The sequence below is a fragment of the Eubacterium ramulus ATCC 29099 genome (assembly GCF_000469345.1).
In the GTDB taxonomy this organism is placed as follows: domain Bacteria; phylum Bacillota; class Clostridia; order Lachnospirales; family Lachnospiraceae; genus Eubacterium_I; species Eubacterium_I ramulus.
The window spans coordinates 24,982-47,479 of the sequence record NZ_KI271162.1; the positions used below are offsets into that span (position 1 = coordinate 24,982).

Here is a 22,498-nt window from a genome sequence, read left to right on the forward strand (position 1 = left end):
GCTACTTGCTCATGAACGCAGTCGCTTTGCGCTCCGTCAGTGGGAGCTTTTAACTCCCACTGATTAAGCATCCCCCCTTACCCAACGCTTAACGCTCTACGCACTTGAAGCTGGGGAATGCTTATTCTGCGTTCAAATATTTCTTACAAACCAAAATATCCCGATCCATCTGTGCTTTCAGTTCTGCAAGTGAACCAAACTTCTGCTCCGGACGAATAAATTTTAGAAAGGATACGCGGATATCCTTGCCATATAAATCTCCGGAATAATCAAATAAAAACGTTTCAACCCCCATAGGATTTATTCCTTCAATGGTCGGTTTACAACCTACGTTACTGATACCGTCATACTGCTTTCCTTCTGCCAGCACTTTCACTGCATATACCCCTTTGGGCGGAAGCAGTTTAAATGTTTCCGGCCGCTGGTTGGCAGTTGGGATCCCGATGGTCCGTCCAATCTCGTTGCCATGCAGGACCGGACCTGTGAGGAAATAGGAATACCCTAGCAGATAGTTTGCCTCCTCCATATCACCCTCTGCGATTCTGGCACGGATACGGGTACTGCTGATATCCTCCCCCTTATACTGCTTCTTTTTGACGATCACTGCCTCATATCCCAGGTCATCCGCATATTGCTGTAATTCCCGGTAAGTACCGGAGCGCTGATAACCAAAATGGAAATCCGTTCCGGCAACAATCATCTTTACATTGATTTTCTCTTTCAGCATCTGCAAAAATGCATATGGTGAAAGCTGTCGGAACTCGTCCGTAAACGGACACTCAACCAGATAATCCACTCCAGCTTCCGCAAAAATATGTGCTTTTTCCTCATTGGTAGACAATACACTGTATGCGTCTTTGTGAATTGCTTTCGGCGGAATATCAAATGTAAAAATCACACATTTGAGCCCCTGTTCTTTTCCCTTCTGCATAGCATCCATCAGATAACGGTGTCCGGTATGCAGACCATCAAATTTTCCGAGGGTAATCACTGAAGGTTCTTCTATTTTAAAATCCAAAGTATCTTTTATATATTTCATCACTGATTGTCAATCCTCTAAAAACATTTTTGAAGGACGGTACAGACCAAGTGTTTCCTGATATTCATACACTGCTGCAAATCTTCCGTCCGACATACGGACACGCACAAGCATGCCGTTCTGCGGTACAATATACTCAGCAAACTGCTCCGGTGCCATTTTATTTCCGTTTTTCAACATCATATCAAACACCGGCTTTGCTGTCAGCACTGGATATACGGAAAACACCTGTTCTACCGGCGTAATCACTTCTGCCAGAGAACCTGCAGCTTTGTATGACTGAATTTCATCCAACGTATGTGCCCCATCCAATACAAACCCTGCAGCCTGTAAACGGAGCAGACTTTTCATTGCCGCACCGCAGCCAAACTTCTGTCCGATATCATGACACAGTGTACGGATATAAGTTCCTTTCGAACAGGATACTGTCAATTCAATCTCCGGCAATTCCACACGTTCAATGCGAATCTCATAAATAGTTACCGGACGTGCTTTTCGTTCCACTGTCACACCTGCTCTGGCCAGATCACACAGTTTCTTTCCATTTACTTTCAATGCAGAATACATCGGCGGCACCTGCATGATTTCGCCCTGAAAAGTCCGAATCACATCCCGGATTTCGGTCTCTGTCAGCACAGGGACTTCACAGGCTGACAGAACGGTTCCTGTCAGATCCTGGGTATCAGTTTCTATGCCAAGTTGCATCACCGCCCGATAGACCTTATCCGAATCAGTCAGCATATCACATACTTTTGTGGCTTTTCCAAGACATACCGGCAAAACACCTTCCGCATCCGGGTCCAATGTTCCGGTATGTCCGATCTTCTTTTGTCCACAGATGCCCCGCATCCGTGCCACCACATCAAAAGATGTATATCCCTTTTCTTTGTATACATTTATGATTCCGTTGTACATCCATCTTCCTCTGTATCTTTATCTTTCAGCTGCTTTTTCATCTTTGCCAGCACTTTTTTGAGTATTTCATCCGGTTTTCCTTCCATGGATACCCCGGCAGCCCGACTGTGACCGCCTCCGCCAAACTCCATTGCAATCTGTGCCACATCCATATAAGAAGCAGAACGCAGACTTACCTTATATGTATCGTTTTCATTCGGATATACAAACACCGCCGCTTCTACGCCTGCCGTAGAACGAAGAGTGCTGACAATTCCATCAAGATCCTTTGGTTCTACATGGAATTTCTCTAACTGTTTCCGTTTGACCACACTGGAAATACAAGTTCCATTAAAATGAAGTTCTGCATCCATCAGCGCTTTTCCAAGAATCTGCTGCTGCGCAAAAGTGCGAATATAAAATGTATCATCTACGATTCTGGAATAATCGATTCCTTTGTCCATCAATTGACCCGCAATCTCCATTGTTTTGGAAGAAGTGCAGGAATACTGAAACACTCCGGTATCATGTACGATGCCAAGATAAATACACTCAGCGATTTCCTTTGTGATCCTGCTCTCATCCATCAGCTGATATACCAGTTCTGAGGTAGAACTTGCATTTGGGAAAATGTAATTAAAATCAGCAAATGACTGGTTACTGATATGATGATCCACACAAAACGTACTTTTTGCCACTTCAAAATACTGCCCGGACAAACCAAGGCGGTCCACATCACCACAGTCCAGTGCAATGAACAGATCATACTCTTTTTTTCCATCCGTCGACTTCATGTGACGAATTTTGTCTGCATTTTTCAAAAACAGAAATTTCTCCGGAATCGGTTCCAGATACAGATCAGCCATAATAGTCGGATAATTATCACAAATATAATTGTATACAGCCAGACAGGATCCTACACAGTCACCATCCGGCCGGATATGACCGGATATGGCAACGGTAGTAATCCCATCCAGATATGAATCTAATGAAATCATGGTCATCCTCTTATTCTTCCTCTTTACCACCTGTCAGTGCATCAATCTTTTTGGACATTTCAATTCCATACTCAATGGATTCATCCAGAATGAATCTCAATTCCGGAGTATTTCTCAGATTCAGAGACTGCGCCAGGCAACGGCGTGCATAGCCGGCCGCATTTTTCAATCCTGCAATCGTATCTTCTTTTTCCTTTTTGTCACCAAGAACACTAATGTATACTTTACAGGTTTTGAGATCCGGTGCAACCTGCACCGCTGACACAGTGGTCAGCGGATGAATCCGCGGGTCTTTGATCTCATTGCGGATAATGGTTGATAATTCACGCATCACTTCTTCGTTTAACCGGGTATTTTTAATACTGTTTTTTCTCATATTTTATCATCTCCAGCCTATCTCGGTACTTCTACCATCTTATATGCTTCTACGATATCAAACTCTGCAATATCATTAAATCCATCAAATACCAGGCCGCACTCGTAACCGGCTTTTACTTCTTTGACATCATCTTTGAAACGTTTCAGGGATGCAAGATCGCCCTCAAAGATCTGTTTTCCTTCTCTTGTAATACGAACCTTGCAATTACGCTCAAATACACCATCCAGTACATAGGAACCTGCGATGTTGCCGACACCGGAAGCTTTGAAGATCTGACGTACTTCTGCGTGACCGATGACTTTTTCTTCAAAGATTGGATCCAGCATACCTTTCATGGCAGCCTCAATATCTTCGATAGCTTTGTAGATTACAGAGTACAGACGGATATCTACTTTTTCCTGCTCTGCAGTCGCTTTTGCGGTCATATCCGGTTTTACATTAAATCCAATGATGATCGCATTAGATGCCGAAGCCAAGGAAACATCGGACTCATTGATCGCACCAACACCTCCATGGATTACTTTTACAACAACTTCCTCGTTGGAAAGTTTTGTCAGACTCTGTTTTACAGCTTCTACGGAACCCTGAACATCTGCTTTTACGATCAGTTCAAGTTCTTTTAAATTACCAGTCTGGATCTGTGAAAACAGATCGTCCAGTGACATTCTGGATCTGGTTTCTTCCAGCATTTTCTCTCTGTTCTGAGATACAAAAGTCTCTGCAAAGCTTCTTGCATCTTTCTCGGAATCACATGCCACGAATACTTCACCTGCATTCGGAACATTATTCAGACCAAGAATTTCAACCGGAGTGGAAGGACCAGCCTCTTTGACTCTTCTTCCCTTATCATCGATCATCGCACGGACTTTACCATAGCTGCTTCCTGCAGCAATCGGCTCGCCGACTTTCAGAGTACCTTTCTGAACAAGGACGGTTGCAACAACACCACGGCCTTTGTCCAGCTGTGCCTCGATCACCAAACCACGCGCATTTCTCTTCGGATTTGCTTTCAGTTCCAGGATATCTGCTGTCAGTAATACCATTTCAAGAAGCTCTGTGATTCCTTCACCAGTACGTGCAGATACCGGTACACAGATCGTGCTTCCACCCCAGTCTTCCGGAATCAGTCCCTGCTCAGCAAGACCCTGTTTTACATAATCAATATTTGCACTCTCTTTATCGATCTTGTTGATCGCTACGATAATCTCGATACCGGCTGCTTTTGCATGGCTGATGGCTTCTACCGTCTGAGGCATGATACCGTCATCTGCCGCAACTACCAGAATTGCGATATCTGTAGCATTTGCACCACGCATACGCATAGCAGTAAATGCTTCATGACCCGGCGTGTCCAGAAATGTAATCTTCTGTCCGTTGATTTTTACAACAGATGCACCGATGTGCTGTGTAATACCACCAGCCTCACGATCCGTTACATGTGTCTCGCGGATAGCATCCAGCAGAGAAGTTTTACCATGGTCAACGTGTCCCATTACACATACAACCGGCGGTCTGGAAATCAGTGTGTTTTCATCCTCTTCTTCCTCTTTCAGAAGTTCTGCGATGACGTCCACTTTCTCCTCCTTCTCAGCGATACAGTTGAACTCCAGTGCGATTTCTTCTGCTTTTTCGTAATCAATCTCCTGATTTACGGTTGCAAGAATGCCCTGCATAAATAATTTTTCTACAACTTTGGAAGCCGGCACATCGATACGTTCTGCCAGTTCACGTACCGTCATCACTTCCGGAAGTGCAATGCTGCGAACCTCATCGGCCTTTTTCTCTGCCTGCGGCTGCGGCTGTGCATTCCGCTTTTTATGTCCGGTTTTTTTCTCCAGATTTACATACTGCTCCTGCTTCCTATTCTTTCTTTCATAATCCTGTTTATTCTTCTTTTTATTTGCGTGTGTATTTTCTTTTCCGCGCAACTCCTCGATCGGAGCCTTTGCGCTGTCACGGTTCATACGTGAAATTTCCTGATCTAAGCGTCCTCTCGTCTCTCTTGAACGATTCTGACCGTCCTGTCGATTGTTTCGATTACCTCCAAAACTATTACCGCCGCCGCGATTACCCTGGAAACCTTTTTGATTATTGTTGTCTTTTCTTTCATAACGGCCATTTCTATCACCATTTTCCTGTCTCTGCGGTCTGTCGCCAAATCTTCTCTGCGGTCTGTCGCCATTATTTCTCTGCTGGCGGTCTCCGTCGTAACGTGATCTGTCTCCGTTGTTTCGCTGTGGACGATCACCATCGTAACGCGATCTGTCGCCATTATTTCTCTGCGGACGGTCTCCGTCGTAACGTGGTCTGTCTCCGTTATTTCGCTGTGGACGATCACCATTATTATTACGTGGTCTGTCGCCATTATTTCGCTGTGGACGATCACCGTTGCGTTCATTACGGTTTCCATTATTTGGACGGCGATTACCCATCTTGCTGTTCTGCGGATTGTATACAGCTGAAATACTTGCTTTCTTTTTCGGGCGCTCTTTCTTATCATCCGTGCTGTCCTGTTTACCGTATTTTCCTCTGATCAGTGACACTGCATTGTCTTCCAGTGAACTTAAATTTGTTACTTCTATATTATGTCCATGAAGGAAATTAATAACCTCCTTCGCAGTCACATCATATTCTTTTGCAATTTCGTGAACTCTAATTTTTGCCATTCCAGATCCTCCCTATTCAGTTGTTGGTCTATTGTCAAGCTGCTTCATGACAGACTTTGCAAATCCCGGCTGCAGAACTGCTACCATAGAACGGTATTCCTTGCCAATACAATGACCGAGATCATCTTTGCTTCCGTAAACATACAGAGGTGTCTCATAAAAAGCTGTCATATTTTTCATTTTTTTCTTTGTATTATCAGAAGCATCCTCTGCCACGATCACCAGGCTCGCCAGCCCCCCTTTTACTGCTTTCTCTACCGCATACTCACCGCTGGCAATACAGCCGGCTTTCTGCGCAAGGCCCAGACTGGATAAAATTCTGTTATTCTGCAATCGTTTTCATCTCCTCTGCCAATTCTGCGACTATTTCTTTTGGTATACTCATTTTGAATGATCGTTCCAATCCGTGATTTTTCACTGCCAGTTCCAGGCAGTCCGGATTTTTGCACAAATATGCACCGCGGCCGTTTTTCCGGCCAGCCGGATCGATACAGAATGTATTATCCTGCATTTTTAAAACACGGATCAGATCTCTTTTTTCCCGCATTTCATGACACCCCACACACATGCGCATCGGATTTTTTTTAGTCATTCTCACTATCCTCTTCTCCTGCAAATTCATCTTCTTCATATTCATAAGATTCATCTTCTGCAGGTTCGTCATAAGCTGTATCCTCAAAATCCTCATCCAGATTCAGTTCATCTTCTGTAAGCGCATCATCCTCATAATCTTCTTCATAATCCATGAAGTCACCGGCTTCTCTTGCCTGTGTCTCGCTCTTAATGTCGATCTTGAATCCGGTCAGACGAGCCGCAAGGCGCGCATTCTGTCCCTCTTTACCGATAGCCAGGGAAAGCTGATAATCCGGAACAACAACTTTTGCTTTATTTTCCTCAGCATCTGCGATAACAGAAATTACTTTTGCCGGACTTAAAGCGTTCTCGATCAGCATAGCCGGATTTTCGTTCCAGTTGATGATATCGATTTTTTCACCATTTAACTCTTCTACGATCGCGTTGACACGCGCACCGTTCATGCCGACACATGCTCCTACCGGATCTACATCCGGATCATTGGACCATACCGCCATCTTGGTACGACTTCCAGCCTCACGAGCAATGCTCTTGATCTCCACAATTCCGTCACGAACTTCTGCAACTTCTGCCTCAAACAGACGTTTCACCAGTTCCGGATGTGTTCTGGACACAAGTACTTTCGGTCCTTTGGAAGTTGATTTCACATCCATGACATATACTTTAATACGATCTGTCGGCTCAAATGTCTCTCCCGGAATCATCTCGTTTTCACTTAAAACAGCATCCACTTTGCCAAGGTTAATGCTTACATTATTGCCGATATAACGCTGAACGATACCTGTTACGATATCTTTTGATTTTCCGTAATACTGATCATAGATCACTTTCCGCTCTTCTTCACGGATTTTCTGTAAAATAACATTCTTAGCATTCTGCGTAGCAATACGTCCAAAATCTTTGGAATGGATTTCCTCATGGATCACATCGCCAAGTCCGTGTGTACCGTTCATCATCATTGCTTCAGCAAAGCTGATCTCTGTCAGCGGATCTGTTACTTCCTGTACTACAGTTTTCTCTGCCCATACATGATATTCGCAGGTCTCAGGATCAATCGTAACTTTGATATTGTCCGCTTTTCCGAAATGATTTTTACATGCGGTCAGTAACGAATTCTCGATTGCCTCCAGAAGTGTCTCTTTGCTGATATTTTTTTCTTTCTCTAAAATTGTTAATGCTTCCAGTAATTCTCTGCTGTCAGAGTTTTTGCTGTTTTTGCTGGTTTTAGCCATTTTTTCTTTTCCTCCTGTTCTTCGAATGCCTAAAAATCAAATGCCAGTCTGATCAGTGCAATTTCATTTTTCTGAAATGTCAGTTCTTCATCTTCTTCCGTACAAATTGTAACGGTATCGTCTGTATATGCAGTCAGAACTCCGTAAAACTCTTTCTGACGATTAATTGCACGGTAGGTACGAATCTCCAGTTCCTTTCCCATACTGCGGACATAATCTTTTTCTTTTTTCAGTGGTCTGCCCAGTCCCGGCGAGCTCACTTCAAACACATAAGAATCTGAAATAAAGTCTTCCTCATCCAGCAGATCGTTCATTCTGCGGGCAACTGCTTCACAATCATTAACGGTAATACCGCCTTCTTTATCAATATAAGCACGCAGGTACCAGGTACTGCCTTCCTTTACATACTCCACATCCACCAGTTCAAAATGCATTTCTTCCATAATAGGAAGTAATAATGCTTCTGTGCGTGCTTCATATTCTTCTCTTTTTGACATTTTGTCACCTTCTTTCTCAGGTTTCACCATAACAACAACGAAGAGTGGACTCACGCCCACTCTTACTACTTACAACATATTCTTATATAAAGATAGCACACTCTTCTCAAAGATGCAAGTTTTTTTTACGCAATTCCCGGTTTTACAGTTCTCACGTTCTGCCGGTCAATATATCCACATGCCCGCAGGCCCCGCTCAATGACTCTGGTCCACTCCATTTCTGACAACACACGTACTGAACTGTCATCCAGTTCAATCACATGTTCTTCCGGACGTTTTTCCGTCACATATGTTACTTCATATAAATTCACACGGCTGATTGCGCCAATTTCTTCCAACAGATTCACCATTCGATACACGGTAGCTGTTCCGATTTTAGGATCAATTTTTGATGCTTTATAATAAATTTCTTTGCAGCTGCTGCAATTGCCACTCAGAATAACATCCATTAAAACCATTCTCTGCTTTGTGATACGACATCCGTTTTCTTTTAATCGCTCCACGATTCTGTCTTTCTGCATCTGTGTCCGATAATAGTTTTCTGTCTTTTCCAACTCTGTTGCCTGCATACTAGATTCCCTTTCTCTATCTTGTTTTAGTATAAAGCAACATTCGTTAGGTGTCAATAATTATTTTTATCCTGCACTTATTATGAGTAATCACAGCATACCAAAAAGAGACTCTTTGAAACCGATACTTGCTTCTGACCGTTTTCAAAGAGTCTCTCATTCTTTCGTCTGCATAAAAGGATGGGGGCACACCCCCTTCCGCCCTAATTGCTACGCGCCAAGCAGCGCGCAGTAAAATTCTGCCGCACAGGAAAACGTTTCCTGCCGGATCGGTGCGATGATCTCCCGTACACTTAAATAGTGCTCCATATCCACTTTGACAATTTCATCACCGATCTGTTCCAATATCTCCTGTTTACTAATAGGATAAGCGACATTCGCCATCCGCTTGTGCAGTAAATGTAACATTCCTTTAAACTGTGCCATCATCGCCACCTCGCTTATAAGCTGTATAATCCGAAGTATCCAGTCCTCTGCCCGCATATGGATGGCTGGAAGCACCACGATGTACATAAGAATACATCGGTGCAGAATGGACTGCCTGACTGCGCATGGCATCGATAATCCCCGGATACAAATCTGCTTTGATCATGGATGGTGCTCCATTTGCACCCTCGCAGATCACATTTCCGTCCGGTCCCAGAATCATACTGCGGCCAAAACAGGAAAAATTCTCATTTTCTGCTGTTCCGGAGCAGTTGACAGCAACTACATATACCTGATTAAAATACGCTCCGGATTTATTGGTGATCTCCCAGGCATTCTGCCACGGATCCATATAGTGAGTCGGACGGATAATTACATTTGCCCCCTGCACCGCTGCTTCGCGCCACATTTCCGGATAATCGCCATCTGCACAGATAATGATACCAAGTTTTGCACCTTTCGGTCCGTCGCATACCGTACAGCTGCGTCCCGGTATAGAACCCTCGAAAGGAATCCACGGATTCATCTTATCATAACGGTGAATGATCTCACCTTTGTCATTGATCACAATAGCCGTATTGGTAAAATTGTTCTGTTCATCCACGCGAAGCAGAAAATCAAACACACCGTACACTTCCAGTTCCGCACATTTTTCCTGAAACTTTTTAATCTGCGGGCTGTCCATAGTAAGCAGAGCTTTTTCCCATCCAAACTGCGGAAATCCCTGAATGCACGCCTCCGGTGCCACAAACAGATCAAATCCCGGGAAACCGCCGGATGCCCGATCCATAAAGGAAAGCAGTACATCAGTATTTCGATCTACTTCTTCCATACCCATAGCGCCAATAGGTGCATACTGTGCACCAACTACGGTCAGGCATTCCGTCTCAATTTTCCCATTAATTCCAAATACATTTCCCCTGTTCATAATTGTATCCTTCTATCGCCTTTATCACAGATCTTATCTCCGATAAAGTAAATCACACATGCCGCAATAATAGAATTGACAGAACCAATACCAACCGGCACTTTCAGGCCGATCACGGCACCTGCAACAACTGCAAGAACTGCATACCATTTTGCAGTTTTCATATTTGTTGTATCATTATCCTGATAACGATTCTGATGCATGAAATAATCTGTGATCACCACACCACCGACTGGCGGAATCGCATATCCCATGAACGTCAGCCAGGAAGTAAAGTTATAATATAACCAGACAGAAGCTACGATTCCAATCATGCCGCTGACAAGTACCATTTTCTTTTTAGAGTATCCTGTGATATTGGAAAGCCCAAGCCCGCAGGAATATAATCCGTTATCTGCTGTGGTCCAGATATTTAATCCAAGTACGATGATCGCCGGAAGTGCTAATCCCTGTGCGATCATAATATAAAAGATATCTGCCTGTCCGGTTACAGAACCACCCACTGCTCCAAAAACGAACATCAGAGAGTTTCCTACAAAAAATGCAATCACAGTTGCGATAACAGCAATTTTCTTAGTTTTTGCAAAACGTGTATAATTCGGAGTTGTTGTACCTCCACTGATGAATGAACCTACAACCAGTGTAATGGCTGTTGCCAGTGTGATCGGATTCTGTGGTTCAGCAGCAAACAAACTATCAATTCCACCCATTGAAGATACTCCAAGTCCTACGGAAATGCAGCCCAGGATACCGACTGCCGGAACTGCGATCCAGCTTATAATTTCCAGCGACTTAATACCAAAATAAGCAGAGGCTGTCATAAGACCACCAGCCAGAATAACAAGAACCACCACCGGAACACCTGTCAACTCAGCTACCGGAATAGAAAACATTGCAATACCTACACCAAACCATCCCATCTGTGTAAAAGTAATAATTGCAGAACAAAGCCAGGATCCTTTCTTTCCGAAAGCATGTCTCGCCATCAGATCCAGGGTAAGTCCCGTCTTGCATCCAATATATCCAAGAATTCCGGTATATACGCCAAGAATTGCATTACCGATAAGCAATGCACATATAAATTTTGTCATGTTCAGTCCGACACCAAGCTGACCGCCCGCACTCATGCTGGCAGAAAAAAAGGTAAATCCCATCATGATCATAAACATTGGTAAAAACCCTTTTCTCGCGCTGTCAGGTACAGCCTGAAGTTCGAAGTCCTGCCGTTTTTCATTTGTCTGGTTGTTTTCCATAACACCCTCCTGCTCTTTTTCTCTATTTTTCCTTACAAGAAAGTGTGCTATCACACACTTACGCGTTTAAAATTATCAATAGCACATCTTTCTTGCCCGCGCCGAGCACGCTTGCAAAGCAAGAATCTCTTCTCGTGCGAGTGCGCATCGTTTGCACGAAGTGCTTTTGTTTGACAGGAAATTCATCGTAATTTCCTATCAAACAAAAAAGGTGCCAAGAGTATCTTAAACCAAAATACTCTGGCACCTTTGCCGTTCTAAAATATAGCACGGTAAGTATACTCTGTCAAGAAAATAACAGATCTGCAATATGCGAATAGCAGGATGAGAGTAACAGTCAACTTCTAACTATTTCATCACCCAGATTTCTATATATAAGGAACTCTCCACATCGTACTTTGTTCCTTAAGGTCTCTGACCCATGCCACCTTCCAGTGTCAGTGTTTCACCGTTCATGTACTTAAAGTCCGGAGAAGCAAGCTGTACGCAGACACGTCCGATTTCTTTCTCTACATCACCATAATGTCCTGCCGGCGGCATTTTTACATTTGCTTTGAACGCTTCCGGATAAGCTTTCTCAAAATTCTCCAGCTGTGCTGTCCATGCCAGCGGACATACGATATTGACATTGATACCGTCTTTGCCCCACTCTGTTGCTGCCACCCTGGAAAGGCCACGGATTCCTTCTTTTGCCGCTGCATAAGCACACTGACCATAATTTCCGAATAATCCTGCACCGGATGCAAAGTTAACGACAGATCCTTTTGTTTCTTTCAGATATGGATAGCATGCTTTCATATAATAGAATACTGCATATAATCCAGAGTAAAGTGCCAGATTAAACTGATCGGTGGTATGCTCTTCCAACGGAACTCCGGATGCTGAAGCCTGTGCATTGTTGATCAACACATCAATTCTTCCAAACGTATCAATGGCCTGCTTTACAACGTTCTGAACGATGGCTTCATTGTCAGCACCGGCAGATACATCTGCCTGAACCGGAAGTACCTTGATTCCATACAAACGCTCGAGTTCTTCTTTTGCATCTTCCAGTTTCTTGACATTACGTCCGGTCAGTACCAGATTTGCCCCTTCTTTTGCATACGCTGTTGCGATACCATATCCGATGGAACCGCAGCTTCCATCACTTAATACTGCGCGTCCTCCTCCGGTAATAATTGCAGTTTTTCCTGTTAAAAATCCCATCACTGTTTCTCCTTTCCTGTCACTCTCAAATGTTTGGATTGTATTTTTTTCAATACATCGTCACTGAGATACAGTGTAACAAAACAACGATGGAATTTCAAGCTTTTTTCTTTATATTTGCCTATTTTTCAGACAATTTAAAACTTTTACTGATAAAATGATAGACAAATCTTATCATACAGCAAAATATGACACATTTATTTATGATGTCTTGCAAAATAATCTTTCACAAGTTTCACCACCGTACCTGACAACAGGAACAACGCGATGAGGTTCGGGATCGCCATCAGACCGTTGAATGTCTCTGCGATGCTCCAAAGCATGCCAAGATCCATGGTTGCACCTACGATCGCTACCAGTGCATAAACCACCATGAACGGTTTCACCCATTTTTCAGAGGACAGATACTCCATACAACGAGCGCCATACAATCCCCATCCGATAATTGTGGAAAATGCAAAACAACAAAGTGCAATTGCTGTAAAAACAGATATCCAATTGCCATATGTTGCAGTGAATCCGGAAATTGTCAGTTCCGCACCTGCATCTGCGCCATATCCGACGGAAACACCGCTGCACAGGATAACCATAGCCGTCAGGGTACAGATCAGAATCGTATCTGTAAATACCTCAAAAATACCAAACATACCCTGTTTTACCGGTTCTCCGGTATCCGCACATGCATGCGCAATGGAACCGGTACCAAGACCAGCCTCATTTGAGAAAATACCACGTGCTACACCTTTTTTCATACTCAGGAAAAAGCTTCCTACAATACCGCCGGTCACAGAAGCCGGGTGGAACGCCCCATCAACAATAGAATAAAACACACCCGGTACACGATCGATATTTAAGATAATAACACCGAACGCAAGTACAATGTATAATAATGCCATGAATGGAATCAGGCGCTCGGTGACACGGCCAATACGTTTGACACCGCCTAACAGAATCATTGCAACCATCACAGCAACAATAATACCAATGATCAGATTTGTAATTTTCGTAGCAGATTCCGGAATGATATTAAAATTGAGTAATGCAGAATTAATGGCAGTGGTAATGGTATTTACCTGTGTGGCATTTCCGGTTCCAAATACGGTCAGTACTCCAAACAGTGCAAAAAGGACCGCCAGCCAGTGCCAGTGTTTTTTCAGACCGTTCTGAATATAATACATCGGTCCACCAACCCAATCTCCCACGGCATTTTTCTCACGAAAATGCACCGCAAGGGTTACCTCAGAAAACTTCGTACACATACCAAGCAGCGCAGAAATCCACATCCAGAATACCGCACCGGGACCACCTATGGCAATTGCTCCGGCTACACCGGCAATATTTCCGGTTCCAACTGTGCCGGCTAATGCCGTACAGACCGCCTGAAACGGTGTCATAGCCCCATCTGAAGCATCTTTCTTATCAAAAATTTTTCCAATGGTCGACTTCATTGCATATGGGAATTTACGAATCTGCAGGAATTTTGTCCGTACACTCAAAAGCAGACCGACCCCGATAATGCAGATCATAGCAGGAACGCCCCAGATGAAGTTATTCACCACAGCGTTCACTGATTTAATAATTTCTAACATTCTTTCAACCTCTCAACTCATTTGTATTCTGCCTGTGTCAGGACAGACTTATAAAGTATAGCACACTTTTTTTCTACTGTACAGATTTTAATACAAAAGAGAACAGTATACAATGTATCATCATACATTATCATACTGTTCTCTCTCATTATAAAGCGGACATTCGCAATCCGCTTGCGCTACTTGCTGATGAACGCAGTCGCAATTATTTATTTTTCCAATCAAGCAAAATCTTGTCAATCATGGAAAAATGCTCTTTCAGTGCCAAAATACCTGCTTCCCTGTCATGCTCCCGTAAAGCCCTGACAATTCGATGATGACAGTCATTTAACGCTTCTTTACTGGATTCTTCTTGAATGATCTCCCGGCGCAGATCTTTGACAAACTCATCAATCACACCGGAGCAGGCTTCCAGAATGTCCAGAATCAGAATATTTCCTGACGCTCTCGCCAGGGTATAATGAATTTTCTTATCCAACTCATTATTTACACTGGCATCTGTGCTTTTATCCAGTTTATTCACACAATCCTCCATCAATTTAATTTCTTCTTCCGAAGCATGATCCAGTGCCAGCGTAAATGCCAGTCGCTCCAGTGAATAACGAATCTGGCTGATCTGTATATAATCAATCTGATCCATGGCAAACATCATCCCCATGGTCTCCTCCAGACTGCTTTGGAAATCGCAGGTGATATAATTACCGGATCCCTGCTGAGAAGAAATGACGCCTGTCATATCCATAAAACGGATAGCTTCCCGGACAGAATTACGGCTGACTCCGAGTTCTTCCGCTATCTCCCGCTCCGGCGGTAGTTTCTCTCCGGGTTTCAAATCTCCTGTTAAAATTTTTTTCTTAAAATAGTCTACAACTATTCCATAGGTTTTCTGATTCTTTGCCACTGTATTTTTTATTCCTTTCATGAAAATAGGCATACCACACAAAGTGATATGCCTATTATAATTCAATTCATTAAATGAATCAACTATACATCCTATTTCTCATCAGCGATCGCTGCCTGTGCAGCAGTCACTTTTCAAATCCTGCACAACAATCGGATTGATCCGCAATTTTAACATCTATTTGTAGTGACTGCCGAAGTTGCTGCATAAACAGTAGAAGAAATTGGTGCCAGCGCCAGTAAACCTGCGATTACGTCTATAGATATACGCCATTTTCCATTCATCGGAAACTTCGTTTTCTAACGAACAGTACTATCCCCACACAGGCCAGCAAAACGGCCATCGGTACCGCGACACGTTGTGGATTGCCCGTTTGCTCTCTATGATTCTCCACGGCATCGCCTTCCTGATTTTTCATATCCGGATTTTTCACCACAGACTGTGTCTCATTCTTATTTCTTATTCGACATACCAAAAATGGCAGAAGTATTTTGAACTTCTGCCATTTTTGGTCGTATTTTTCATTACTTTACTTCTGTTATTACCTGTTCCAGGTTTCTCATTGCTCCCTGCTCTTTTTCGTCTGACAGGTAGCTGTCCAATTCATCCTTTGAAAATTCCCGTACCTGATAAAAATATTGCTGTGTACAGCTATAGCTGATAACACACGCATCCGTATCTGTTACAAAAATATAGTTTACGATTCCTGTTCCAAGCATCTGTTTTTCATCTCGCATATATTCGATCTGTTTTTCAACCCACACAGCATTTTCTTCCATATAGGCATACGCCATCTTTTCTGCTTCCGGAAAAAGTTTCTGATACTGAGTTGCATTTTCTGCTATCTCTTTGGAATAATTTGATCCCGTATCTTTTTGCACTGAAACGGTTCTTATTTCTCCATTCTGCAGATTTACTGATACCAGATAAGAAATTCCTGCAGCCTCATCCCGATAAGTGATATGATCCGTTGTAAATGTCTCGCCGTTTCCATCTGATGCCTGGTCATGCTCTGTCTTGATTGTCAATGTATCCGCATTAACTCCATATAACCGTTCTAACAAGGCAGATGCTTTTTCTACTACTTCCTCCTGAGAGATTTCTGTCACATCATCTGCTGAATCAGTTATATCAGCTTCTTTTTGTCCCTGTGCTGTTACACTATAATCACGCTTTGCATAAAAATCAATCAGTTCCAGCATCTGCTCATCGCTCAATGCTTTCTCCGGCAGATAAAAAGTACTGGCCTGAGCCAGGAAACAGATTTGATCAGGTACAATCTCTGATTGATCCGAAATCTGCAAAATACTTCCATCCGGGAATAATCCTTCTGTCTGATACTTTTCTGCCAGTTCATTCATTCTCTGCTGTTCCTTTTTGGATAATTCTCTGGAAAATGTATCTGCATCTGCTTTGGCGGCATCCATCCACAGGGCTTCCTGCTCCTTCTCAGAAGTCTTCTCCACACGCTGTTTTGCATAGTTCATTCCAGCACGCACGCCACCGGCACCGCAGACCCCAATACATAATATCATGCAGGCTGCTGCAATCATTTTCTTTTTTCGCTGTTTGTTCTGACTCATAGACATTTCACCTTCACAACATTTTTTAATCTGATTCTGTACCATTGTCTGGTAATCTTCCGGCAGAATCACTGGATGCTTCTCTACATGTTCCCGGATTTCTCGATCCATTTGCTCATCTGATAACATGTCACCGCTCCTTTCCGTTCTCTAACCATTTCGTCAGTTGTTTTCTCCCCGCTGAGAGCCTGGTCTTTGTCGTTCCTTCTGGAATATCCAACATTGCACTGATCTCCCTTACCGAAAAACCGTCATAATAATAGAGAACCATGACAACCCGCACATTTTCCTGCAGTTCCAGAATTGCTGACCATAAATAATCTTCCGGTTCTTCTGAAGCCTGCTCGTATTGTTCCGGATCAGCAAAAAGCACAACTTTCTGTCGTTTTGTGATTGCTGAACGGGATACATTGATCAGAATCTTTATCAGCCAGGATCTTGCACTTGCACGTTTTCTGAGACTTGTCCGATTTTCAAATGCCCGCACGATACATTCGCTGACTGCGTCCTGAGCATCCGACTGATTTTGCAGTATCGAATAAGCCAGTACATACATCTCTTTTTGATTTTGCAAGATCAGTTCTGATAATTCTTCCTTGTTCATTACACTCATATAAGTTTTTCCACCAATTCCCTATCATTTTTCAGTTACATATATAAGACAGTTGAAATCTGCAAATGGTTTTCTGAAATTCACATTAAGTCGAATATGCATGTTATCTGCATCTTTTTTATTTAAAAAATGCAGAGAGCACAACCCTCTGCAATATATAATCGTTTTTCTTAATCCCAATGATATACATAAGATTTGCTCACCCATCCATAGGTTCCTGTTTTTATTCGCTGTACACGATGCCAATTTAATCCAGCACTTCCATATGCCGACCAGTCAATCCAGATTAATTCTCCATCATACATGAGTTCAAGAATTGTCGCAGATGTACTTGGTGATTTTCTTAATCGTACTCCATTATTGATAATCTCTCCATTCGCAGTATGCGTTGTCACTTTTGCCAAACTACGATTATGTTTCACATCTGTCGATAAAATCTGAACATCATAGTTTTGTACAACATCAATGGGAGTATTCCCTGCTTCCGTTGCATACGCCATACCTGGTATACTTAAAAATAATGTTGCCATTATACAACAAAATATTCTCATAATTTTCTTTTTCATTACTTCATCTACCGCCTCTCTACTTTCTATATCTTATTATGAATATAACTCTTTATTTTTGAAAAGAAATATCTTCACTTTAGCTTTAACTTATGCGCTCACAAACTCCTTAAAATGTTACGACAAATAAAATGTAGCTTTGTGTGTTTTCATCTGATTATGTTATTTTTTGTTTTTAACCAGGAATTCCTATAAATTATACAGTATTCATATTACAAAGCTTTCCATTCTCCATTTCATATACTTCGTCACACAAAACCTGAATGTCTTCTGCATTATGGCTTGCAATCACGATAGTTTTATGATCATTTTTCATGGACAGTAATAACTGCCTGATTTCTTCTACCCCGTTTTTATCCAGACCGTTCATTGGTTCATCCAGGATCAGCACAGACGGAGATTCCATCATTGCCTGTGCCAGTCCAAGACGCTGCCGCATTCCAAGACTGTACTTTTTAACGGAAAGTTTGAGATCCGGGTCTAATCCCACACGCTTCATAGCATCCCGTATCTGTAAATTTCCGATTTTGTTTTTAATCCCGGCCAGTACTTTCAAATTTTGTAATCCACTGTAATAAGAGATGAATCCCGGTGTTTCTATAATAACCCCTGCGTCCGGGAGATAATCTACATCTTTTCCAATTACTTTTCCGTCTGCCAATACTATTCCTGATGTCGGGTGAATAAATCCACAGACACATTTCATCAGCATGGTCTTTCCACTTCCATTGTTTCCCACCAGACCATAGATTTTCCCCTCCTGCAATTTCAGGGAAACATGATCCAAAATCTGCCGTTTATTCAAATTTAATGATACATCCTTTATCTCAATCATACTTATCCCCTTCCTGCCTGATAGTTTCTGCTCAAAGCCATACATAAAATCATCAATCCGACACAGCTTCCAATCAGGCACACATAAGAGCCCCAGATTGGAAATATCTGCTGACTCAGGTATTTCTCGTAATGTACCCATGGAATCGCATGTGCCATAGGAAACAGCCACATCAACCATGAGTCTGCGGAACATGTGACGGTTCCAAGCACGATCAGTACGCCATCCAGTAATACACCAGTAAATTTTCGATTACACAATGATGTAAACAATAAAATCATGGACAGTAAGAAAAAATACAGCGACAACAGGATTGCCGTGTGCACAAATGCTGTCCGAAACGTCATCTGCTGATACAGATTTTCCGGGAGCAACTGTAAAATATAATCGCCTGTCCGTTCCGGAAAGATGCTGGAATAATGTGTCACCGCGTTACTGAATTCCATCTTCCACACGCCGCTTCCACCCATCATCAAACAGGACGCCAAAATGAGAAACACCACAAGGAATACGACCGCTTCCAGCGCAAACATGATCTGTCCCATGATCCATACTCTTTTTGAACATCTGATCTGATACAAAAAATCAATGCCGCTTTTTTGCGGGAAATCCGACATCAAAACCAGAAACAATGCCGGCAGGATCAGGACAATGCTTCCGGAATTTCCCAGTGCAACAAAAGCTTCCGGCACTGATACCGGAAGTCCTGTCCGCGAAGCACAGTCCTGCAGGGTTACGATAATCTGCATATGCACGAAGATCAGCATGACACCGAGTATGATAATACGGCTGCTTCTAAGCCATCGCTTGAATTCTGTTCCGGCAATATGAAGGACGGTTTTCATATTTCTTTCAGGCACCCCAATCCCCCCTTTTCACACTGTGGTAAAAAATAACTGCTAACACCACATAGATTGCTGACATCAAAATGACTGACAGGAACCAGTTCCATCCCAGTGAAAGATTCATAATACTCTCCGGGCGGAATGCATCAATCCGGTTCAGTCTTGTCCAGGCCTCCGCAGCCATCGCATCTGTTGCCAGTTTTGATAAAATCTGCTTATAAATATAATTGATCATAAAAGGCAGACAGACTAACATGTACTTGTCCCGGAACACAATCGCCACACCAACTCCAAACACGCTTCCGAACATGCCATACAAAAAAGCTCCGATCAGCTTTTTCATAATGACAATCCCGATACTGCTTCCCAGCAAAAATATTTCCTGTTCTTCTATAGGAAATGTCCGAACAGACGGAAATCTCATCACCAAAAGTAATCCAAACAGTGCATATCCGATCAGAAATACAATTCCACCAGCCAATGCCCCACTACACACCTTGGAAATGCAGTACTTCCAATTTCCTGAACGTAAGATATGAAAACGAATCTGTCCGTTTCGACGTTCTTCAGAGAGTAGTAAAATATATCCCATGGAAAGCAGCATCGGTGCAAACACAACCAGCCAGCCTCCGATTCCTGCCTGCCAGAGTGCTAATGCAGATTTTGATATATCTGTATTAGCCTGTTGTGCCTGAAATATCAAAGAAAAAATCGATATCTGTTTTCCACTCATATCTGTCTCTCCAGTTGCGCTGAGACAAAGTAACACTATTCCACTGATGCTCAATATCAGATATGGTATAAAGCTTAATTTTTTTAATTCTGCTTTTAACATCTGGCACATATATTCCCCCAAAATCCTTTTGCAACTTATATCTTAACAACTTCTTGATAAAACCCATTTAATTTTCATCAGAACTTTCATTTATTTCTGTTGTATAGTAATAAATCTCTCCAGTAAATACATCCACATAAATCCAAATCTTTTCATTTTTGATCTCGTTCACACCGAATACTTCCCAACAAGGTAACACGATCACTTCCTCTTTTTCTGCCGATCCCTGTAACTTAACCGGAAAATAAACTAACCCTGCACGTTCAACATTAATATTCAAACGTGATGCAAGACCACTCCGTAAAAATTCAAGCATTTGTTTAAAACTGATCATGCTGTCATCAGAGATAAGTTCCGTCAGCTTTCTGGCCTCATTATATCCGCAAAAAGCCGTAATCCCCGTATCATCCACAACATATGCATGTTTAATGTCTGCATCTGAAAGATAATCTGCATAAAAGCGATAATGTCCTGTATCCATATATGCAAAAGGCACGTTTTCGTATTTGCGCCGAACAGTGTAATCATACCCATAAACATCTCCCAAGCGGAAAATTCTGACTTCCGGAACATCTACGGTGACTCCATTTTCACAAGGGAATGGTGTTCCAGCCGAAAAATAATCCTTTACTAACTCAGCGCCCTGTTCAACAGACAGATTTCCGGATATTAACGTATACTCCTTCTGTGCTAATTCAGAAACTTTTCCACTTTCTACCGTATCTTCCGCATGATCTCCAAATGCATCATATGAGGCTGCATCCTCATACCCCATATATTCTCTGATTTTCCCATCACTGGCAGAATATATTCCGTCTCCCAAAAGATTGATATAACATTCAGGAATATCAATAAGACATCCCTCGCCATTTTCTAACTTTTTTTTGTCTTCATAGAATAATGACAATTCACCTGTTTCGTTTATATTATCCGGTATATAATAAACATCTGATTTCATATCGACCACAGTTTGTTTTCCAATACTTGTTACCCAATCAGAAAGAGTCTTTTCTGCCTCTTCAACCGTAATTCCATGCTTTTCCTCAAGCATGACTTTTAAAGAAGTTACATCCGGGAAATCTGCAAAATCACAATTTGAAAAATCAAACTTTCCTTTGTCCTGTGCCAGAATTTCATTAATGTCCTGCTCATATGTGTCGGCACACTCCTTGATTGAACTTCTATCAGGCAAAAGTTTCTTTTCATATGCATCTGTAGAAAAAAGCATATCACTGCCATTTGTACTTACTGATGTATTTTTATTTTCTTCTGATTTCTGTCCACATGCTGTTACTGTAAAAACCAAAATTGCACTTATTATAAAATTGAAGATTGTTATTTTCTTTTTCATGGCATTTTACCTCCAATTTGAATGATGCACTCACTGATAGAGTGCATCACCCAAAGATTACTTACTTATCCTGTTTAATCATTCCGGTTGAATAGCAAGATTCGCTACCACTTGCTACGACTTTAAACGTCACTACAGTAGATGATCCCTTCTTTATGGTCCATGTTCTTGTTGTTGCCGATGGTTTAATATACTGTGTCGTCATATTTGCATTTGAAATGGTCACCGTCCTATCCGATGAACCTGTCAGGTCATATGCCATCGCTTTATATTTGTAATAATACTCCACATATGCATAATCTATCGGATTAGCAGTAGTTGTTGGCGCTCCTTTATAATAGTTAACTGACCAGGTATCAGATGTTGAAGCAAATACCGGAGCTGCCGGAAGTAACATCATCATTGACATAGCTGCCATTGCCATACTCATCTTCAATTTTTTAAATCTCATTGTAAATTCCTCCCATTTGTTTAAATATTATGTTTTTTCTGTCACCTCTTCTTCAGTCACCATTGGACTCCTCTCCTTTTATTTGATGAATTAATAATATCATTGTTTATTATGTATGTCAAAGACCATTCTATCGATGGCTACAGTATTGAAACACCTCCTACAGAGGTACCTTAATCTAATCGTAAACGGGGGCTTTTACTGATGAAAAAAGATAAAAAACGATTTCTATGCATTTTTACTGCATG

General features: G+C 42.2%; 24 protein-coding genes. All 24 read right to left on the reverse strand.

Annotation, left to right across the window (positions count from 1 at the left end; translation table 11 throughout):
- Positions 1-121: 121 nt before the first annotated feature.
- The 24 genes from HMPREF0373_RS11965 to HMPREF0373_RS12080 all read right to left on the reverse strand — a co-directional run bounded on the left by HMPREF0373_RS11965 (position 122) and on the right by HMPREF0373_RS12080 (position 22,250).
- Positions 122-1,039 carry a bifunctional riboflavin kinase/FAD synthetase gene (locus HMPREF0373_RS11965; protein WP_021739991.1) on the reverse strand — a complete coding sequence of 306 codons (918 nt, stop codon included), beginning with the start codon at positions 1,037-1,039 and terminating at the stop codon, positions 122-124.
- A gap of 9 nt (positions 1,040-1,048) precedes the next feature.
- Positions 1,049-1,954, reverse strand: coding sequence for a tRNA pseudouridine(55) synthase TruB (gene truB, locus HMPREF0373_RS11970; RefSeq protein ID WP_021739992.1), 906 nt, complete (start codon positions 1,952-1,954; stop codon positions 1,049-1,051).
- Positions 1,936-2,931 carry a DHH family phosphoesterase gene (locus HMPREF0373_RS11975; RefSeq protein ID WP_044964262.1) on the reverse strand — a complete coding sequence of 332 codons (996 nt, stop codon included), beginning with the start codon at positions 2,929-2,931 and terminating at the stop codon, positions 1,936-1,938. The genes truB and HMPREF0373_RS11975 overlap by 19 nt, the downstream gene beginning before the upstream one ends.
- Before the next feature lie 10 nt (positions 2,932-2,941).
- The gene (gene rbfA / locus HMPREF0373_RS11980) at positions 2,942-3,307 is read right to left on the reverse strand and encodes a 30S ribosome-binding factor RbfA (protein ID WP_021739994.1); all 366 of its coding nucleotides are present in this window, start codon (positions 3,305-3,307) and stop codon (positions 2,942-2,944) included.
- A gap of 17 nt (positions 3,308-3,324) precedes the next feature.
- A complete protein-coding gene (gene infB, locus HMPREF0373_RS11985; protein WP_021739995.1) occupies positions 3,325-5,976 on the reverse strand; it encodes a translation initiation factor IF-2 in 2,652 nt (883 codons plus the stop codon).
- A gap of 12 nt (positions 5,977-5,988) precedes the next feature.
- On the reverse strand, positions 5,989-6,309 hold the full coding sequence (locus tag HMPREF0373_RS11990) for a L7Ae/L30e/S12e/Gadd45 family ribosomal protein (RefSeq protein ID WP_021739996.1): 321 nt from the start codon (positions 6,307-6,309) through the stop codon (positions 5,989-5,991).
- On the reverse strand, positions 6,299-6,568 hold the full coding sequence (gene rnpM, locus HMPREF0373_RS11995) for an RNase P modulator RnpM (protein ID WP_021739997.1): 270 nt from the start codon (positions 6,566-6,568) through the stop codon (positions 6,299-6,301). Before rnpM ends, HMPREF0373_RS11990 begins: the two co-directional genes overlap by 11 nt.
- Positions 6,561-7,802 carry a transcription termination factor NusA gene (nusA, locus tag HMPREF0373_RS12000; protein ID WP_021739998.1) on the reverse strand — a complete coding sequence of 414 codons (1,242 nt, stop codon included), beginning with the start codon at positions 7,800-7,802 and terminating at the stop codon, positions 6,561-6,563. Before nusA ends, rnpM begins: the two co-directional genes overlap by 8 nt.
- 29 nt (positions 7,803-7,831) lie before the next feature.
- The gene (locus HMPREF0373_RS12005; RefSeq protein WP_022036761.1) at positions 7,832-8,299 is read right to left on the reverse strand and encodes a ribosome maturation factor RimP; all 468 of its coding nucleotides are present in this window, start codon (positions 8,297-8,299) and stop codon (positions 7,832-7,834) included.
- A gap of 125 nt (positions 8,300-8,424) precedes the next feature.
- Positions 8,425-8,868, reverse strand: coding sequence for a Fur family transcriptional regulator (locus HMPREF0373_RS12010; RefSeq protein ID WP_021740000.1), 444 nt, complete (start codon positions 8,866-8,868; stop codon positions 8,425-8,427).
- 210 nt (positions 8,869-9,078) lie between these two features.
- Positions 9,079-9,294, reverse strand: coding sequence for a DUF5789 family protein (locus tag HMPREF0373_RS12015; protein ID WP_022036763.1), 216 nt, complete (start codon positions 9,292-9,294; stop codon positions 9,079-9,081).
- Complete coding sequence (locus tag HMPREF0373_RS12020) at positions 9,281-10,222, reverse strand: nitrilase-related carbon-nitrogen hydrolase (RefSeq protein ID WP_021740002.1); 942 nt, start codon at positions 10,220-10,222, stop codon at positions 9,281-9,283. The genes HMPREF0373_RS12015 and HMPREF0373_RS12020 overlap by 14 nt, the downstream gene beginning before the upstream one ends.
- A complete protein-coding gene (codB, locus tag HMPREF0373_RS12025) occupies positions 10,219-11,475 on the reverse strand; it encodes a cytosine permease (protein ID WP_044964244.1) in 1,257 nt (418 codons plus the stop codon). Before codB ends, HMPREF0373_RS12020 begins: the two co-directional genes overlap by 4 nt.
- A gap of 405 nt (positions 11,476-11,880) precedes the next feature.
- Positions 11,881-12,681, reverse strand: coding sequence for an SDR family NAD(P)-dependent oxidoreductase (locus HMPREF0373_RS12030; protein WP_021740004.1), 801 nt, complete (start codon positions 12,679-12,681; stop codon positions 11,881-11,883).
- 197 nt (positions 12,682-12,878) lie between these two features.
- Positions 12,879-14,270: an alanine/glycine:cation symporter family protein gene (locus HMPREF0373_RS12035; RefSeq protein ID WP_021740005.1), complete on the reverse strand. Its 1,392-nt coding sequence runs from the start codon at positions 14,268-14,270 to the stop codon at positions 12,879-12,881.
- 205 nt (positions 14,271-14,475) lie between these two features.
- A complete protein-coding gene (locus HMPREF0373_RS12040) occupies positions 14,476-15,171 on the reverse strand; it encodes a FadR/GntR family transcriptional regulator (RefSeq protein ID WP_049946839.1) in 696 nt (231 codons plus the stop codon).
- A 524-nt stretch (positions 15,172-15,695) separates the two neighbouring features.
- Positions 15,696-16,883, reverse strand: coding sequence for a hypothetical protein (locus HMPREF0373_RS12045; protein WP_021740008.1), 1,188 nt, complete (start codon positions 16,881-16,883; stop codon positions 15,696-15,698).
- Between the two features lies 1 nt (position 16,884).
- Positions 16,885-17,367: an RNA polymerase sigma factor gene (locus HMPREF0373_RS12050; RefSeq protein WP_021740009.1), complete on the reverse strand. Its 483-nt coding sequence runs from the start codon at positions 17,365-17,367 to the stop codon at positions 16,885-16,887.
- Between the two features lie 170 nt (positions 17,368-17,537).
- Complete coding sequence (locus HMPREF0373_RS12055; RefSeq protein ID WP_021740011.1) at positions 17,538-17,933, reverse strand: SH3 domain-containing protein; 396 nt, start codon at positions 17,931-17,933, stop codon at positions 17,538-17,540.
- Positions 17,934-18,129: 196 nt separating this feature from the next.
- The gene (locus HMPREF0373_RS12060; RefSeq protein WP_021740012.1) at positions 18,130-18,768 is read right to left on the reverse strand and encodes an ATP-binding cassette domain-containing protein; all 639 of its coding nucleotides are present in this window, start codon (positions 18,766-18,768) and stop codon (positions 18,130-18,132) included.
- Positions 18,769-18,770: 2 nt separating this feature from the next.
- On the reverse strand, positions 18,771-19,628 hold the full coding sequence (locus HMPREF0373_RS12065; protein WP_242831212.1) for a hypothetical protein: 858 nt from the start codon (positions 19,626-19,628) through the stop codon (positions 18,771-18,773).
- Positions 19,621-20,346: a hypothetical protein gene (locus tag HMPREF0373_RS12070; RefSeq protein WP_147597894.1), complete on the reverse strand. Its 726-nt coding sequence runs from the start codon at positions 20,344-20,346 to the stop codon at positions 19,621-19,623. Before HMPREF0373_RS12070 ends, HMPREF0373_RS12065 begins: the two co-directional genes overlap by 8 nt.
- Before the next feature lie 169 nt (positions 20,347-20,515).
- Positions 20,516-21,799 (reverse strand): hypothetical protein, encoded by a 1,284-nt coding sequence (locus HMPREF0373_RS12075; RefSeq protein ID WP_021740015.1) that lies wholly within the window; start codon positions 21,797-21,799, stop codon positions 20,516-20,518.
- A 61-nt stretch (positions 21,800-21,860) separates the two neighbouring features.
- The gene (locus HMPREF0373_RS12080; RefSeq protein ID WP_021740016.1) at positions 21,861-22,250 is read right to left on the reverse strand and encodes a hypothetical protein; all 390 of its coding nucleotides are present in this window, start codon (positions 22,248-22,250) and stop codon (positions 21,861-21,863) included.
- Between the last annotated feature and the right edge of the window lie 248 nt (positions 22,251-22,498).